Annotated in this window: 14 protein-coding genes and 2 tRNA genes; 2 read left to right on the top strand and 14 right to left on the bottom strand. The window is 63.1% G+C overall.

Annotated features, from left to right (window positions below):
- Positions 1-89 precede the first annotated feature (89 nt).
- The 6 genes from tsaA to rimO form a co-directional block, all read right to left on the bottom strand.
- Positions 90-782: a tRNA (N6-threonylcarbamoyladenosine(37)-N6)-methyltransferase TrmO gene (gene tsaA, locus SA496_RS19785; protein ID WP_120654899.1), complete on the bottom strand. Its 693-nt coding sequence runs from the start codon at positions 780-782 to the stop codon at positions 90-92.
- 1 nt (position 783) lies between these two features.
- Positions 784-969: a hypothetical protein gene (locus tag SA496_RS19780; protein ID WP_120654900.1), complete on the bottom strand. Its 186-nt coding sequence runs from the start codon at positions 967-969 to the stop codon at positions 784-786.
- Between the two features lie 64 nt (positions 970-1,033).
- The gene (locus SA496_RS19775; RefSeq protein WP_120654901.1) at positions 1,034-1,804 is read right to left on the bottom strand and encodes an SDR family oxidoreductase; all 771 of its coding nucleotides are present in this window, start codon (positions 1,802-1,804) and stop codon (positions 1,034-1,036) included.
- A gap of 95 nt (positions 1,805-1,899) precedes the next feature.
- Positions 1,900-2,541 (bottom strand): glutathione S-transferase family protein, encoded by a 642-nt coding sequence (locus SA496_RS19770; RefSeq protein WP_120654902.1) that lies wholly within the window; start codon positions 2,539-2,541, stop codon positions 1,900-1,902.
- A gap of 49 nt (positions 2,542-2,590) precedes the next feature.
- Positions 2,591-2,941: a thiol-disulfide oxidoreductase DCC family protein gene (locus SA496_RS19765; protein ID WP_120654903.1), complete on the bottom strand. Its 351-nt coding sequence runs from the start codon at positions 2,939-2,941 to the stop codon at positions 2,591-2,593.
- A 120-nt stretch (positions 2,942-3,061) separates the two neighbouring features.
- Positions 3,062-4,384 (bottom strand): 30S ribosomal protein S12 methylthiotransferase RimO, encoded by a 1,323-nt coding sequence (rimO, locus tag SA496_RS19760; RefSeq protein WP_120654904.1) that lies wholly within the window; start codon positions 4,382-4,384, stop codon positions 3,062-3,064.
- Positions 4,385-4,592: 208 nt separating this feature from the next.
- Between rimO and SA496_RS19755 the strand changes: the two genes are divergently transcribed.
- Positions 4,593-6,497: a potassium transporter Kup gene (locus SA496_RS19755; protein WP_330114343.1), complete on the top strand. Its 1,905-nt coding sequence runs from the start codon at positions 4,593-4,595 to the stop codon at positions 6,495-6,497.
- 86 nt (positions 6,498-6,583) lie between these two features.
- Here SA496_RS19755 and SA496_RS19750 read toward each other — a convergent pair whose 3' ends face one another.
- The 6 genes from SA496_RS19750 to SA496_RS19725 all read right to left on the bottom strand — a co-directional run bounded on the left by SA496_RS19750 (position 6,584) and on the right by SA496_RS19725 (position 14,171).
- Complete coding sequence (locus SA496_RS19750) at positions 6,584-7,132, bottom strand: cytochrome b (RefSeq protein WP_120654906.1); 549 nt, start codon at positions 7,130-7,132, stop codon at positions 6,584-6,586.
- Positions 7,133-7,207: 75 nt separating this feature from the next.
- Positions 7,208-8,479: a virulence factor family protein gene (locus SA496_RS19745; RefSeq protein WP_330114342.1), complete on the bottom strand. Its 1,272-nt coding sequence runs from the start codon at positions 8,477-8,479 to the stop codon at positions 7,208-7,210.
- A 7-nt stretch (positions 8,480-8,486) separates the two neighbouring features.
- Entirely contained in the window at positions 8,487-11,132 is a 2,646-nt protein-coding gene (gene mprF / locus SA496_RS19740; protein ID WP_153920849.1) for a bifunctional lysylphosphatidylglycerol flippase/synthetase MprF, read from the bottom strand.
- Positions 11,133-11,351: 219 nt separating this feature from the next.
- Positions 11,352-13,757 carry a bifunctional diguanylate cyclase/phosphodiesterase gene (locus SA496_RS19735; RefSeq protein WP_120654909.1) on the bottom strand — a complete coding sequence of 802 codons (2,406 nt, stop codon included), beginning with the start codon at positions 13,755-13,757 and terminating at the stop codon, positions 11,352-11,354.
- A gap of 144 nt (positions 13,758-13,901) precedes the next feature.
- Positions 13,902-13,978: transfer RNA gene (locus SA496_RS19730), tRNA-Met, on the bottom strand.
- A 116-nt stretch (positions 13,979-14,094) separates the two neighbouring features.
- Positions 14,095-14,171: transfer RNA gene (locus tag SA496_RS19725), tRNA-Met, on the bottom strand.
- Between the two features lie 186 nt (positions 14,172-14,357).
- Here SA496_RS19725 and dinB point away from each other — a divergent pair.
- Complete coding sequence (dinB, locus tag SA496_RS19720; RefSeq protein WP_120654910.1) at positions 14,358-15,413, top strand: DNA polymerase IV; 1,056 nt, start codon at positions 14,358-14,360, stop codon at positions 15,411-15,413.
- 142 nt (positions 15,414-15,555) lie between these two features.
- Here the strand turns inward: dinB and SA496_RS19715 are convergent, their stop codons facing one another.
- Entirely contained in the window at positions 15,556-15,963 is a 408-nt protein-coding gene (locus SA496_RS19715; RefSeq protein ID WP_120654911.1) for an META domain-containing protein, read from the bottom strand.
- A complete protein-coding gene (locus SA496_RS19710) occupies positions 15,960-16,400 on the bottom strand; it encodes a hypothetical protein (protein ID WP_120654912.1) in 441 nt (146 codons plus the stop codon). The genes SA496_RS19715 and SA496_RS19710 overlap by 4 nt, the downstream gene beginning before the upstream one ends.
- Positions 16,401-16,413 lie beyond the last annotated feature (13 nt).

Here is a 16,413-nt window from a genome sequence, read left to right as displayed (position 1 = left end):
TTGCTGTCGAGCGTCATTGGTGGATCGAAGAAGTGATTCACGAAACTGTGGGAGCGAGTTCATTCGCGATCCAAATCGCTCCCACAGTTTCAACCTTGCGCGATTTCCAGCACGCGAATCCGTCCGGGTTCCGGGTAGTGCCAGCGCACATCCACGTCCCACAGCCGGGTGCCGTAACGGCGTTCGGGCTCAGGCTTCTGATAGGCCGGGCGTGGGTCCTGGGCGAGGCACTGTTCGATCAATTCGGTCAGGGGCTCACCCAGGCGCTGGCCGTGCTCATGGGCCTGGAGCAGGGCGGTTGGCTCCCATTCCACTGGAATGAGTTCAGGTGCAGCGTCGGCGATGGCATTCAGCGCGCCATCCTGGCAATCGGCGTAGGGCACATAGGGTTTGATGTCGATTACCGGAGTGCCGTCCAGCAGGTCGATCCCGGATAGCCAGAGTCGGCCGGCCTCTACCTTTTCCAGCTTCACCACCGACTGACCAATGCCGTTGGGCCGGTAGGTGGAGCGACTGGCAAAGACGCCGATGGACTGGTTGCCGCCAAGCCGTGGCGGACGCACCTTCAGGCGCGGCTTGTCTTCCAGTGCCTGGTGGAAGAGGAACAGCAGCCAGACATGGCTGACCTGCTCCAGGCCGGCCACGGCATCGCCAGTGTCGAAAGGCGGCGTAAGCTCCAGCACGCCCCGGGCCGCAGGGGCCAGATGCGGCTGGCGGGGGATGGCGAATTTTTCCTTGAAGCAGGAACGGACGTAGCCGACCGGCGAAATGTTGTGCTGCATATCAGTAAGGAACGCGGCAGCCGGCGTCGCGGAAGGCTCCGCCGAGGCGCTGCCAGCCTTCGCCCGGACTGGTCTGGGCGCAGGTCAGGGCACCATCGAGCTTGCTTTGCCAGATGAAGAAGGGAGACGGCGCGGCGAAACTCGGGGTGGCCAGAGTGAGCAGCAAGGTGAGGAGCGTGAGGCGCATGGGGTAATTCCGGTGACGTGCGCGGCTACCCTAGCGCCGCTCCGGGCACCGCGCAATAGACCGGTTACAGGTGGAAACCGCCGTCGATGGGGATGATGGCACCGGTCATGTAGGCCCCGGCGGTGCTGGCCAGGCTGATAGCCAATGCCGCCATCTCTTCACCCCGGCCCCAGCGCTTCATCGGAATCAGCGCGGTATCGCGCGCCATGGCTTCCGGGTCGTTGGCGATGAAACGGGTCATCTTGCTGGGGAAGCGACCAGGGGCGATCACATTGACGTTGATGTGTTCCGCCACCAGTTCCCGCGCCAGCATTCGCGACAGCTGATGCAGAGCAGCCTTGCTCGGACCATAGGCGTAGGCTTCCTCGCCATGGGAGGTGATGCCCGCGACCGACCCGATATTGATCACCCGGGCCGGGCTCGCTTCGCTGCCAGCCTTGCGCAGCAAGGGCAGTAGCTGCTGGATACAACTGAACACGGAGGTGACGTTGAGCTGCATGACCTTCTCCCAGCCTTTTGCCGGATAACTTTCCAAGGGCGCGCCCCAGGTTGTGCCGGCGTTGTTCACCAGGATGTCCAGTTGTTCCGTGCGTTGCGCCAGCGCAGCAGCCAGGTCCCTGGCCCCTTCCTCGCTAGAGAGGTCCGCGGCAAGGCCTTGGCATTCGCCGTAGACGGAGAGTTCGGCTGCAGTTTCACGACAGGCTTCGGCATCACGGGCGCAAATGAAGACGCGGGCACCTGCCTCGAGAAAGCCCTGGGCGATCATCCGCCCGATGCCACGGGTACCACCGGTGACCAGGGCGGTGCGGCCCTGAAGACTGAAATAGGGGGGCATAGCGAACCTCGCGAGTGAGCCGGGAAAGGCCCATACCCTAGCCCCGGCATGGCCGGGGCGGGGGCATTATCGAGGTGCGGAATGAAGCGGCATTGTCACGCCGGAGCCGCCTGGGAAGCAGCCAATTCGGCATCCTTGGCCAAGGCTCGCTTGTAGGCCGGACGTTCGATGAAGCGTGCGATGTAGTCCTTGATCGCCGGCACTTCCGGGATCAGGCCGAACTGGGTCGTCCAGTTCAACGCGCTGCCCCAGAGCACATCGGCGGCGGTGAACTGTTCACCCAGTAGCCAGGGGCCGTCCTTCAACTGGCCGAGCAAGGTCTTCATGACGCTGTCGAAATCGCCGTATGGCGAGCGCGATTCTGGAATCGGCTCGCGCTTCTGCACACGATCCACCACAGCCGGTTCGAAGCACGAGCCGTAGAACACCATCCAGCGCAGATAAGGCCCGCGCAATGGATCGCCCAGCGTTGGCGCCAGCTTGGCTTCTGGATATATATCGGCGAGATAGAGGTAGACCGAAACCTGCTCGGTGACTACCGCATCGCCATGGGTGATGGTGGGCACCTTGCCCATGGGGTTGATGGCGAGAAACTCGGGCTTGCGCTGTTCGCCTGTCTTCATATTCATCACATGGAGGTTGTACTCCACGCCCAGTTCTTCCAGCAGGGTCAGCGCACCCGTGGATCGGGTGTAGGGGCAGTGGTAGAGGGTTACCTGGCGGTTCTCGGTAGTCATTGTTCTGGTTCCGCGTGGTCCATGGATGAAGCGAGTCTAGACGGTGCCCCTAGAGCCTGCCGTCCCGGCGCAGACGGCGCAGTACCCAGTGGCGGTAAGCCAGTGACAGAAGTGGTTTGATGAGCGGCAGGCCGATCAGCCAGGCCAGCGGCGCCAGTCTGGGAACACGGGCGAGCAGGAGGATGTAGGCGTCCAGTTCGCGGTGAACTCGGCCGGCTTCATCCTGGACATGGAGTTCGGTGAGCGCGAGGTAGGGGTCGATACCAAGGGTGCGCAGTTCTGCGTCGCGGCCGGTGATGTCGATCCATTCCACACCTTCGGCAGCCCTTGGAAGGGATTCGTACCAGTGGCGATCGGCATTACAGCGAGGACAGGCGCCGTCGTAGAAGACCTTGAGCATGGTCAGGCTCCGGTGATGGGTGTCGCTGCGCTCAACCACATCCTACGACTAATAGGGCGCGTGAGTTTGCCCAAAAGGAAAAGCCCCGCATCAGCGGGGCCCTTTCATTCATCTATCGACTCAGACCAGCTCGGCCCACATGTCGTACTCGTCGGCGTCGACGATGCGTACGCGGACCTTGTCGCCCGGCTTCACGCTGGTGGATTCGATGAACACGCTGCCATCGATTTCCGGCGCGTCCGCCCAGGAACGGGCCACGGCGCCTTCGTCGTCCACCTCGTCGATCAGCACGTCCATTTCCCGGCCAATCTTCAGCTGCAGGCGAGCGGTGGAAATAGCCTGCTGGTGCGCCATGAAACGCTCCCAGCGGTCCTGCTTCACGTCGTCCGGTACCGGCTCCAGGCCGAGGTCGTTGGCCGGTGCGCCGTCCACGGGGGAGTACTGGAAGCAGCCGACGCGATCCAGCTGGGCTTCGGTCAGCCAGTCCAGAAGGTACTGGAAGTCTTCCTCGGTTTCGCCGGGGAAGCCGACGATGAAGGTGGAGCGGATGGTCAGGTCCGGGCAGATCTCGCGCCACTTCTTGATGCGGGCCAGGGTCTTGTCCTCGAAGGCCGGACGCTTCATCGACTTGAGCACTTTCGGGCTGGCGTGCTGGAAGGGGATGTCCAGGTAGGGCAGCAGTTTTCCCTCAGCCATCAGCGGGATCACGTCATCCACGTTGGGGTACGGATAGACGTAGTGCAGGCGGACCCAGACGCCCATTGCGGACAGGGCTTCGCACAGCTCCAGCATGCGGGTCTTCACCGGCTGACCGTTCCAGAAGTCCAGTTTGTACTTGAGGTCGACGCCGTAGGCGCTGGTGTCCTGGGAGATCACCAGCAGTTCCTTCACGCCGGCCTTGACCAGGCGCTCGGCCTCGGAGAGCACGTCGCCTACAGGGCGGCTGACCAAGCGGCCGCGCATGGAGGGGATGATGCAGAAGCTGCAGCTGTGGTTGCAGCCTTCGGAAATCTTCAGGTAGGCGTAGTGACGCGGGGTCAGCTTGATGCCCTGGGGCGGTACCAGGTCGACGAAGGGGTCGTGGTCGGCCTTTGGCGGAATCACCTCGTGCACGGCACTGACCACTTGCTCGTACTGCTGAGGACCGGTCACGGCCAGTACGCTCGGGTGCACGTCACGAATGGAGTCTTCGGAAACACCCATGCAACCGGTGACGATCACCTTGCCGTTCTCTGCGATGGCTTCACCGATGGCGTCCAGGGATTCGGCCTTGGCGCTGTCGATGAAACCGCAGGTGTTTACCACTACTACGTCGGCATCCTGGTAGGTCGGCACGATCTCGTAGCCTTCCATGCGCAGCTGGGTGAGGATGCGTTCGGAGTCGACAGTGGCCTTTGGGCAACCCAGGCTGACGAATCCGACTTTTGGAGTAGCGGTGGACATTGCGGCTAACCTCGATGGGCGCTCGGGAGGGCGCCTCTGATCAAAAAGTGCGCAATTCTAGCGGCAGGCGCGGACCATTTCCACCCTCATCTGTTGTCATTTCGCGGCTAGCCTTTAGGAAACTGGTGAGGGATGAGTGGGATGCTTCTCATTGCCGGGAAGGCTTCTCAAATGATGCGCGGCAACAGTCATCAACAGGAAGGTTCAGATGAGCGAGAGCATCACGCAACCTGCCGAGCAGCAAGCCGGACATACGGCTTCCGGCCTCGGCATGCTGGTCGCCGCAGCGGGAGTGGTCTACGGCGATATCGGCACCAGCCCGCTGTACACCCTCAAGGAAGTGTTTTCCGAACAGTATGGAGTCCAGGTCAACCATGACGGGGTTCTGGGGGTACTTTCACTGATCTTCTGGTCGCTGATCTGGGTGGTCTCGATCAAGTACATGCTGTTCGTGCTGCGCGCCGATAACGACGGGGAAGGCGGCGCCATGGCGTTGACCGCCCTGGCCCAGCGTGCCGCCAGGTCATACCCCAGGCTGAAACTGGCGGTGTTGCTGCTCGGCCTGTTTGGCACGGCGCTGTTCTATGGCGACAGCATGATCACCCCGGCAATCTCGGTTCTCTCGGCTATCGAGGGCCTCGATCTGGCGTTCGATGGCATCAGCCACTGGGTGGTGCCGCTATCGTTGATCGTGCTGGTAGGGCTGTTTCTGATCCAGAAACACGGCACCGCGCGGATCGGGATTTTCTTCGGGCCGATCATGGTGCTCTGGTTCAGCGTGCTGGGTGCCCTCGGGCTCTACGGGATACTCCAGCAGCCCGAAGTGCTCAAGGCGATAAACCCATACTGGTGCTTACATTTCTTCATTACCCATCCGGCCGTCGGCGTGGCCATTCTCGGGGCGGTGGTGTTGGCCCTGACCGGGGCCGAGGCGCTCTACGCCGATATGGGTCACTTTGGCCGCAAACCTATCGCCCGCGCCTGGTTCTTCCTGGTGCTACCGGGGCTGGTGCTGAATTACTTCGGCCAGGGTGCGGCGATCCTTGGTGATGCCAACGCGGCGCGAAACCCTTTCTACTTATTGGCACCGGGCTGGGCGCTGCTGCCCATGGTGCTGCTGTCTACCCTGGCCACCGTGATCGCGTCCCAGGCGGTGATATCCGGAGCATTCTCCCTGACTCATCAGGCCATGCAGCTGGGGTACATACCACGCATGTTCGTGCAGCACACGTCGCAGCAGGAGCAGGGACAGATCTATATCGGCGCCGTGAACTGGGCGTTGATGGTGGGCGTTGTGCTGCTGGTGCTGGGCTTCGAGTCGTCTGGGGCGCTGGCCTCGGCGTACGGCGTGGCGGTGACGGGGACCATGCTGATCACCACCCTGTTGGTGTCCGTGGTGATGCTGCTGCTGTGGAAAACGCCCTGGTGGCTGGCGGTTCCGGTGCTGCTCGGCTTTCTCTTCGTCGATAGCCTGTTCTTCGCCGCCAACGTGCCGAAGATCCTCCAGGGTGGTGCCTTCCCGGTTGTTGCCGGTACTGCCTTGTTCATCCTGATGACCACCTGGAAGCGTGGCAAGCAGATCGTGGTCGAGCGCCTGGACGAAACCGCGTTGCCATTGCCGCTGTTCATCGCCAGCATCCGTTCGCAGCCGCCCCATCGGGTGCAGGGTACTGCCGTGTTCCTCACCGCGCGGACGGACGCCGTGCCCCACGCGCTGTTGCACAACCTGCTGCACAACCAGGTGCTGCATGGGCAGGTAGTGCTACTGACGGTTATCAGCGAGGACACGCCGCGGGTGGCGCCAGATCGGCGTTTCGAGGTGGACGCCTACGGCGATGGTTTCTTCCGGGTGATCCTGCACTTCGGTTTCATCGAAGAACCGGACGTGCCGGCGGCGCTGAAGCTCTGTCACCTCAATGAGCTGGATTTCAGCCCGATGAGCACCACCTACTTCCTCAGTCGCGAGACGGTGATTCCCACTAAGCGCATTGGCATGGCGCGTTGGCGGGAGGCGCTTTTCGCCTTCCTGCTGAAGAACGCCAACAGCAACCTGAAGTACTTCAACCTGCCGCTGAACCGGGTGATCGAGCTGGGGACGCAGGTGGAAATTTGAAACCTTGCAAGTAGGGTGCGTCATGCGCACCGGAACATCGCGCGATGCTTCCGGTGCGCGCGGCGCACCCTGCTGGGAGCCTGGTATCAGCTCTTGCCTGGCAACATACGCGCCAGGGTGTTGTCCCGGCTCACATAGTGGTGGAACAGCGCGGCCACGGCGTGTAGGCCGATCAGCCAGTAGCCGGCGGTGCCCGCCAACTCGTGGAGCTCCTTGATCTGGCCGGCCAGTTCCTTGTTCGGGCCAATCAGTGCCGGCAGTTCCAGGCCGAAGAAGGGGATGGGCTTGCCTGCGGCGCTGAGGATCAGCCAACCGGCCAGGGGGGCACCGATCATCAGGGCGTAGAGCGCCAGGTGCATCAGCTTGGAGAGGGCGTTCTGCCAGCTTGCCGGTGCGGGTTCGATGGCCGGGGTTGGGGAAGTCATTCGTCCGATCAGGCGCAGCCCGACCAGGAAGAGCACTGCCAGGCCGAGCATGAAGTGCCAGTGCTTGAGAAGTTCGCGGGCTTCGCTGCCTTTGGGAAAGTTGCCCTTCAGCTCGATGCAGGCATACACGGCGGCGATCAGTACCAGCATCAGCCAGTGCAGGGCGATGGACAGGCTCCCATAGCGGGCGGGTGTGTTCTTGAGACTCATCACGGTTCCTCTTTCTCGTTATGCGAAACAGCCGAAGAGAATAGTCGCCTTGCCTTAAGCGAATCTGAACCCAGATCAATCCCTGGCCAGGGAATCCTGCCGTTTCTCTACTGCTGCCAGCAGTTTCTCCGCCAATGCCGGATATTTCTCGTCGTAATGGTGGCCACCCGGAAGCTCCAGATTTTCCCCGACGGCGCCCGGTTGGGTGCATCCGCTTTCATTGGCTTCGTCCTTGCCGAACACGCACAGCACCTTGGCTGCAGGCAACCTGGCCAGTTCCGGAGCGGTGGCGGCTTCCTGGCCGGCTTTGCCGAGCCAGCCTTGTACTTCGATTTCGAAGCTGCCGCTGCGCGCCAGGGCCAGCAGCAGGATGGCGTCCACCTGGTCCTGGTCGGCCTTGGGCAGACGGTTGTAGAAGGCCGGTAGCACGTCGGCGCCAAACGAGTAGCCCGCCAACACGAAGCGCTTGGCGCCCCACTTTTCGCGGTATTGCTTCATCAGTCGGCTGAGATCGGCGGCGCCCTGTTCCGGGCTCTTGTGCTGCCAGAAGTAGCGCAGCGAATCGATGCCGACCACTGAATGGCTACGCTTGGCCATTTCGTCCGCCACGGCGCGATCCAGGTCGCGCCAGCCGCCGTCACCGGAATAGAACAGGGTGACGGTTTCGACGGGTTTGGCCGCTGGCACTTCCACGACCGGCAACGGCTCGCCCTGGCCTTGCAGCAGGCTGGCGAGGCGCTGCTGGAGCAATTGCACGAGGCTGGTGTCGTAGTCGCTGATCAGGGTTTCGGCGTTGGCCTGGTTGCGTGCGAATGCGGCGCTAGGGTCGTCCGGGTTGTCGTTCCATGCAGCCAGCCAGTGGCCGTGGGGAGCCTGGTTGGGCAGGGCGGCGGGGCAGTCCGGGGTGTCCAGGCTGAAGTCGATGGACACGGCCTGGGCGTTGTCATCGCCCTGGCCGGCCAGCCAACGCCAGGCGAAGGAGGCCCCCGGGCCGATCCCTGCCACCAGATCAGGTTCGCCGCCGAGGGTGTTACGGGCCTGCTGCAGACGCTGCTGCTGCGCCGCGCAATTTTTCTCCGGCAAGTCCACTTGCAGCAGGCGGGCATTACCGCCGCGGGCCAGGGCCAGCAGGTCGGTGTCGGCCAGGCGCTGGTCGCCGCTGGCCAGCAACAGGACGCGGTGCTGTAGGGCGCCAGCCGGGCTGGCCAGGGTTATGGCACTGCCGTCCGGCGATTTCAGGTGATCCAGCCGGGCTTGGGGCGCTGGGCGGCTCCAGATCAACAGGGCGGTACCGACCAGGGCGAGAACCAGGATCAGCAGCAGGCGCCGCCAATTGCGCTTGAGCATGAGCACCTCAGCGTTTTACCAAACCTGTGAAACCGCCCGCGATCAGGGCTGCGGTATCGGCCAGTGCCACCAGCGGGTCGAGGCCAGCGGGCACCGCCATGTAGCGCGGTTCCCAGTCGGGCTGGAATTTTTCCTTGAAGCGACGCAGGCCCTGGAAGTTATAGAACTGCTCGCCACGGCGGAAAATGAGGGCGCCGAGGCGCTGGGTCAGAGGTGCACCGCGGCGCGGTTGCAGGCCGGCCAGCGGGACCATGCCCAGGCTGAATCGGGCATGGCCGCGCTCCTTGTAGTGCAACAACAGGCTGAGCATGAGGAACTCCATGGTCAGCTTGGGTGCGTGAGGGTGAACGCGCATCAGGTCGATGCTGGAGAGAATGTTGCCTTCGGTCTCCAGCAGGTTGGCGAAGGCCACCGGCTTGCCCTCGAACTGAATGGTAGCGATGCGGAAGTGGTTCAGGTAGTCCGGGTCGAAGCGACCGAGCGAGAAGCCTTTCTCTCGTGCCTGTTTGCCTTGCATCCAGGCTTCGGAAATGGACTGGAGCTGGTCGAGCGGCGCGGTTCCGACTTCGTAGATCTGCAGGCTGAGGCCGTCGCGCTGGCCACGGCTCAGGGTGTAGCGCAGGTCCTTCATGGCCTTGTTCTTGGCTTCCAGGTCGAAGCGGGGCAAGTCGACGCGCGCTTCCTCGCCCAGCTTCAGCGCCGACAGGCCAATGTCCATGTAGTAGGGCAGGTTTTCTGCGCGAACCTGGTAGAACACCGGCCTCGCATGATGGTGGTCGCACAGGTCGCGGAACTGCCAGATCAACTCGGCGCGCCGGTGCGCCGGGCCGATGGGGTCGAACAGGGCGACCAGGCTACGGCCACGGCGGGCGTACATGAGGAACGCGTCGCCTTGCGGATGGAACAGCAGGGCCTTGTCGCCGGTCAGCACCAGACCGCCGTCGGGCTGGTCGGAGGCACGGATCACGTCTGCGGCGCGCCGCAGTTCGTCGTCAGTGGGCTCGTGGATGGTCGGCGGCACTGGGCGCAACAGCCAGGCCAGGGCGATACCGGCCAGCAGCACGCCACTGGCCAGGGAGGCGCGAAGTGCGCGGGGCGCATCGCCATCCACTTCGAACTGCCACCAGAGTTCATGGCTGTAGGGCACGTCCTGGAAGGCGAAGAACATCACCCAGATCGCCGCCAGAAGTACGCAGGCACTGGCTGCCAGGTTGAGCGGCGAGAAGGGCATCTCCAGCAGGCGGCTGGGGCGGTAGAAGGCGGTACGGAAGATGGCCAGCAGCACGGCCGTCATGGTCAGCAGGCTGGCTTCTTCCCAGTCGAAGCCCTTGAGCAGTGACATCCCGGCACCCGTCAGCAGCAGCACCACGGTCAACGCCCAGGCCGCCGACAGGCGGTGCCTCAGGCCGTGGGCCAGCAACAGGCAGAGCACGCCGACAAGGCTGGCGACCAGGTGCGAGGCATCGATCAAGCGATGGGGAATGAGGAAGCTAAGGTGCTCCAGGCGGACGTCGGCTGCCGGGGTGACGCCGGAGAACAGCAGCACCACGCCGCTCAGAAACACCAGTAGCGAAAGTACCGGCGCTGCAAGGCCTGAAGCGGCGCGAAGGGCCTGGCGACTAGCGGGGAACAGGCGTTGGGCCTCATTGGCGAGCAACAACAGGCAAGCCAGCACCAGTGGCAGGCCGACATAGATCAAACGGTAGAGGAGCAGTGCGGCTGCCAGTGGTGCGGCGCCCAACTGGCCAGCGAAGGCTGCCAGCAGCACAGCCTCGAATACACCGACTCCGCCGGGTACATGGCTGAGCACGCCAGCGGCCAGGGCGAGCATGTACACCAGCAGGAATGCACCGAGGGGCGGCGCTTCCGGCAGCAGGACATAGAGCACGCAGGCTGCGGCACAGACGTCCACCACCGTGATCAGCAACTGCAGTGCCGATAGACGCAGACCCGGCAGGCGCACGCTGCGATTGCCCAGAGGCAGGTCGATACAGCCGGGCACTGGCGGCTCTGCTGCACGGTGTCGCGAAATCCAGAGGATGAGTCCGCCACTGGCCAGCAATACACCCATCGCAAGGATGATCACCAGGTTTTTCGGCAGGCCCAGGGCAAGGGAGGCGGCAGCCGGGGCGCTCAGTGCGGCAAGGGCGGCCAGGGGGGGGAGTGCAGAACCCAGGGCCAGGCTGGCGAACAGGGTGATGCGGGCGATGTCGCCTGCGCCGAGATCGTTGCGCCCGTAGAGGCGAAAGCGCACCGAGCCGCCGGTGAGCATGGACAAGCCAACGGCATTGCCGACCCCTGACGCACAGAAGCTGCCGAGTGCCATGCGCTGCAAGGGCAGGTGCACTCCGGCGAAGCGGCAGCCGGACCACTCGTAGCCGATGTAGGCGATGAAACTGACTGCGGTGGCACCCAGGGCCAACAGCAGGCTGGTGCCAGGGACGTCATGGATGGCACCACGCAATGCATCGGGGTCCAGTTCTCGCAGCAGGTGCCAGCACGCCAGCAGGCCGAGGACGAAGACCAGCAGGGTGAACGCGACGACGATCCACTGCCGATAAGCCGTGAGGCCATCCAGCCAGCGTAGCGGGGCGGGTTCTTCGTTGAGTGGGCCGTTGGCCGGGTTTTCCGCTGGCGGAGTGTTGGCGCGCATCAAGCACCTCTAGGCAATGTGCGCCACTGTGTGTGGGCGCCGACAGCAAGTTCCAAGTGTCTGGCAGAACTTTTTTCATGGCCGGCAGGGCCGCACGGAAACACGTGGGACAGCCGGGTGTAGCGCCAAGTCTAGGCGAGCGCGGGAGGGCGGCTGTAGCGGGGATTCGGGGAGGACAGGAGGCGAGCGGCAATTTGTCGCGGCCGGAGGCCCCGCCGGTCAATGCCAGACCGAGCGGGTCTCCCAATCGCGGAACTGATCGGCAGGGATCGGCTGGCTGATCTTGTAGCCCTGGGCGATATCGCAGCCGTACTGGCCGAGCTGGTTGAAGGTCAGCTGGTCTTCGACCCCTTCGGCGACGACCGTCAAATCCAGGTTATGCGCTAGCTCGATGATGGAGCGAACGATCTTCGCCGAACCGTCGTTGCTGGTCATGGCGGTCACGAAGGACTGGTCGATCTTCAGCGAATCCACCGGCAGTCTCTGCAGATAGGCAAGGGACGAGTAACCGGTGCCGAAGTCGTCAATGGTCAGGTGGGCGTCCAGTTCCTTGAGTGCGCTGAGGGTTTGCATCGAGGCAACCGGGTCTTCCATCAGTGCGCTTTCGGTCAGCTCGAACTCGATCCAGTGGGGCTTGGCGCCCCAGGTGGCGAAGGAGCCCTTGATGCGCTCCAGCAGGCGAGGGTCTCGCAGGTCGTGGGCGGAGAGATTGACCGATATCGGTCGTTCATCGCCCTCCTCATGCCAGGCATATCGTTGGCCCAGGGCGGTATCCAGCACCCAGAGGGTCAGCGGGGTGATCAGGCCGGTGTTCTCCGCAAGGCGGACGAATTCGTCCGGAGGCAGCATGCCGTGTTGCGGATGGCGCCAGCGCACCAGGGCCTCAGTGCCACAAACGCGATTGCTGGCGATATCCACTTTGGGTTGGTAGTAGAGCAGCAGTTCGTTGCGATCGATGGCGCGGCGCAGGTCGCCCATCAGCGTCAGGTGCTGGGCGCATTCCTGATCGAGTCCGCCCTGGAACACCGCGAAGCCCGCATTGGAGCGCTTGGCCTGTTCCATGGCACTGCCAGAGCGGCGGATCAGCGCTTCTGGCGCCGTGCCGTGGCCGGGGTAGAGAGCAATGCCGATGCTGGCGCGGGCTTCCAGATAGAGGCCGGAAAGCTCCACCGGGTCGTACAGCGCGGTGAGAATCTGCTTGGCCAATTGCGAGGCGTGCTCGGCACCGCTATTAGGCATTAGCACAGCGAATTCACACTCACCCATTCTTGCCACGGTTCGTTCCGGCCCCACCACCTGCTTCAGGCGGGACGCGATCTCGATCTGCAGGCGGTCGCCTTCGCGATAGCCGAGGGTCTCGTTGATCTCCTGGTTGCGCGCGATTTCCAGGTGCAGCAGGCCAAAGGGGCGGCGTTCCTGGCGGGCAGTGGCGATGGCGGTGTCCAGCAGCTCGTGCAGGCGTACCCTGTTGGGCAGGCCGGTCAGCGCGTCTTCATAGGCCATCCTGCGGATGGTCGCTTCGGCTTCCAGGGCGCGGGATCGGGTGCGCAGCGTGGCGATGCCGAAACCCAGATCGTTGGCCATGGCCAGGAGCAGTTCCACTTCCTTTTCATCGAAGGCATCGGCGCTGGCGGCCATGATCACCAGCATGCCGATGGGTTTTTCTTCCACGTGAAGGGGGAGTGCCAGTGCGCCGGAGAAACCAAGCTCCAGGGCTTCCTCATGCAGTGCCGCGGCGGAATCATTGAGCAGGTCACGCATTACCAACGGACTGCCGGCGAGCAGCGCCTGCTCCAGTTCGCCATGGAAGTTTCGGTCATGGCTGCCGGCGCCCCATCCCTGGCAGATGCCATTAGCGGCGTGGCATGCCATCACCTTATATGGATGCGCCGGATCGTCTTGGCGATAGTCGACCCAGGCCTGGCAATAACCGCATTCATCCACCAGGACCCGGCAGATATCTGCCAGCAGCGGGGTTTCGCTAGCAGCGTGGATCACCGCATGGTTGACCGCCACGCGAGTCGTCAGGGCGCGATTGAGGGCTTCCACCTGGAGTTCGGCCTGTCGGCGGTGGGCCTTGCTGCGCAGTGCCTGGAGGCCGAAGGCCAAGTCATCGGCGGCTTCGCTGAGCAGTTCCAGTTCGCGTTCGCCAAAGGCGTCGGGTTCTTTGGCACAGATGGCGAGGGCGCCAAAGATTTGGCCTTCCACCCGCAGGGGTAGAGACAGGACCGAGGCGATACCGTGGGTTACCGCGCTTTCCCGCCAAGGGCTGAGCCTGGGGTCGGTGAGGATATTGCGCGTAATAGTTGGGGTGCCGGTGCGGATGGCCGTACCCGTGGTGCCCTGTCCCCGCTCGCGGTCGGCCCAGGTGATGTTTAGCGAGTCGACATATTCTTTATCCAGTCCCACATGCGCCAGGGGAGTCACCGACTGCGCTTCGTCATGCTCGGCGCGACCGACCCAGGCCATGCGGTAGCCACCTTCTTCTACGACTACGCGGCAGATTTCCTTGAACAGGAAACACGGGTCTTCGGCGCGTAGAAGGGCGCGATTGCAGCCGCTCAGCGTACGCAGGGCGCGGTTGAGGTATTCGACTTCCTCGCTGGAGGCGCAGTAGGCGGCCATGGCCAACCTCCATCTGGTAGACGGGTGCGCTTGAAGTATAGAGGTCGGGACTTGTCCGGTCGGGTGACTGACGAACAGCCTGGACAGACGGAGGGACGGTGGAAACGAAAAAGGCCACTCCGAAGAGTGGCCTTTTCCTAATGTTGGTTGCGGGAGCTGGATTTGAACCAACGACCTTCGGGTTATGAGCCCGACGAGCTACCAGACTGCTCCATCCCGCGACGGCAATTCTACAGATCGGCGGGGGGCTGTCAAATGATTTCTGCTTTTTAAATCAAATACTTAATTCGAGCCCAAACGAAAAAGGCCACTCCGAAGAGTGGCCTTTTCCTAATGTTGGTTGCGGGAGCTGGATTTGAACCAACGACCTTCGGGTTATGAGCCCGACGAGCTACCAGACTGCTCCATCCCGCGGCGGCAATTCTACAGTTCTGCGAGGGGCTGTCAAACGATTTCTCAGAAAAAATCTTTTTCCCTCAAATATTTAGCAATCCGCGGAGAGGGCAAGGCTGGCTTACTACTACGCTAGAGCGGCCGGCGGGAGCGACGGCTGCTGTATCATCGCCGGTTACCCGAACCGCCCCTGCGCCACCTACCGCCATGCCGCAACGAAAAATCATCCACATTGACTGCGACTGCTTCTACGCCGCTATCGAAATGCGCGATGACCCTGCTTTGGCGGGTAAGCCCCTGGCCGTGGGTGGTTCCCCGGACAAGCGCGGGGTCGTGGCTACCTGCAACTACGACGCACGGGCCTACGGAATACGCTCGGCCATGCCGATGCGCACGGCCGTCAAGTTGTGCCCGGACCTGAACATCGTCCGTCCGCGGATGGATGTCTATAAATCCGTGTCGCGGCAAATCCACCAGATTTTTCGCGACTACACCGAGATCATCGAGCCGTTGTCGTTGGACGAGGCTTACCTGGATGTATCCGACAGCCCGCATTTCAATGGCAGCGCAACGCGCATTGCCCAGGAAATTCGCCGGCGAGTGGCGGCGGAGTTGCATATCACGGTGTCCGCTGGTGTTGCGCCCAACAAGTTCATCGCCAAGATCGCCAGTGACTGGCGCAAGCCGGATGGCCTGTTCGTGGTCACGCCGGACCAGGTGGACGAATTCGTCGCCGCGCTTCCGGTGGGCAAGCTGCATGGGGTCGGCAAGGTGACTGCAGAGAAGCTTGCGCGCCTGGGGGTACGCACCTGTGCGGACCTTCGCGACTGGAGCAAGCTGGCACTGGCACGAGAGTTCGGCAGCTTCGGCGAGCGCCTCTACAACCTGGCCCGTGGTCAGGACGACCGCATCGTGCAGGTGGACAGCCGCCGACAGTCCATCAGCGTGGAAAACACCTATGACCAGGATTTGCCGAATCTGGACGCCTGCCTTGAGCAACTACCGGCCCTGCTGGATGAACTACGCGGGCGAATGGCGCGGCTGGATGCCAGCTACAAACCGGATAAACCCTTCGTGAAGCTGAAGTTCCACGACTTCACCCAGACCACTCTGGAACAGGCCGGTGCCCGTCGTGACCTGGACAGCTATCGGCAACTGCTGAGCACGGCATTCGCCCGTGGCGACAAACCGGTGCGCCTGATTGGCGTGGGGGTGAGGTTGCAGGACCTGCGTGGCTCGCTCGAGCAACTATCCCTGTTCTGACGCACGCCCCGCCTTTTTGTAGGGGCGAACTCATTCGCCAAGCAGGTCGAAGGCCTGCCCTTCGACGCCGCGAGGGGCAGCGTTGCTGCTCTTGGCGAGTGAGTTTACCCCTACATTGAAAGGATGGCGCGGGAGGAGGAGATCAACCTTCCGCCGGCCAAAGCCGGATCGGCTTGCCTTCGGCGGGCCACAGGCGCAGTTGGTCGATGGGGGAAATGTCCCAGCGTTGCACCTTGCCCAGGGAGTCGAGGAAGCGCTGTTCCTGCTCCATCAGTGCAGGGGCGCACATCTTGCGGGTGCTGCCGGCGGCGCCGAAGGTGAGCTTGTCGCCTTCCAGGGTGTAGGACGCGAACCAGTGGTTGCAGCCGGCGTTGCCGTAGGCGCGGTTGTCGTCGCCCAGGGTGATGGTCAGGTGGCTACGGTCGATCAGCGGGCGTTCGCCGATCCACTCCACCTGATAGGTCGTGCCGGTTTCCAGTTGCGGACGGTCAGTGGCGCAGCCTGTGAGAGCGGCAGCCACGGCAGTCAGCAGCAGGGTTTTTGGGATCATTGGGCGTCCTCCTGACGACAGTTCGGGCAGTAATGCTTGCCAGCCTGACTGCGCCAGCCCAGCTCCGCGATACGCGCTTCGGCGGCGGGGGCCTGGGCCTGCTTGCCGAGGCCGCCGTCGACGGCGAACTCGAAGTCCAGGTGCGCGCCGCAGGCGTCACAGTCAACTTGCCAGTTGTGAATCGAGAGCTCCTTGAAAACCGGGCCCTTGGCCACCGCCAGCCACTGGCCGGGCGGGTTGATCAGGTGGCGCACCTTGTCCACGGTCAGGCGCATGCTGAGGTCGCGGCTGCCTTTGAGGGTTACCAGCAGGGTGTCGCCAGTCTTGATCGAGCCGCCGGTACCCGTTACCTGGTAGAGGCCCGGGGAGAGGGCGCGGCATTCGTTCAAGGTGTGGGCGGGATTGAGCAGGTTGTAACGGAAATCGTGTTCGGCCATAGGTCCTCCGGAA

The organism is Pseudomonas sp. JS3066, assembly GCF_036328175.1.
Classification (GTDB): domain Bacteria; phylum Pseudomonadota; class Gammaproteobacteria; order Pseudomonadales; family Pseudomonadaceae; genus Metapseudomonas.
The sequence above is the reverse complement of the archived record's forward strand: the minus strand, read 5'-3'. Positions and strand labels throughout refer to the sequence as shown.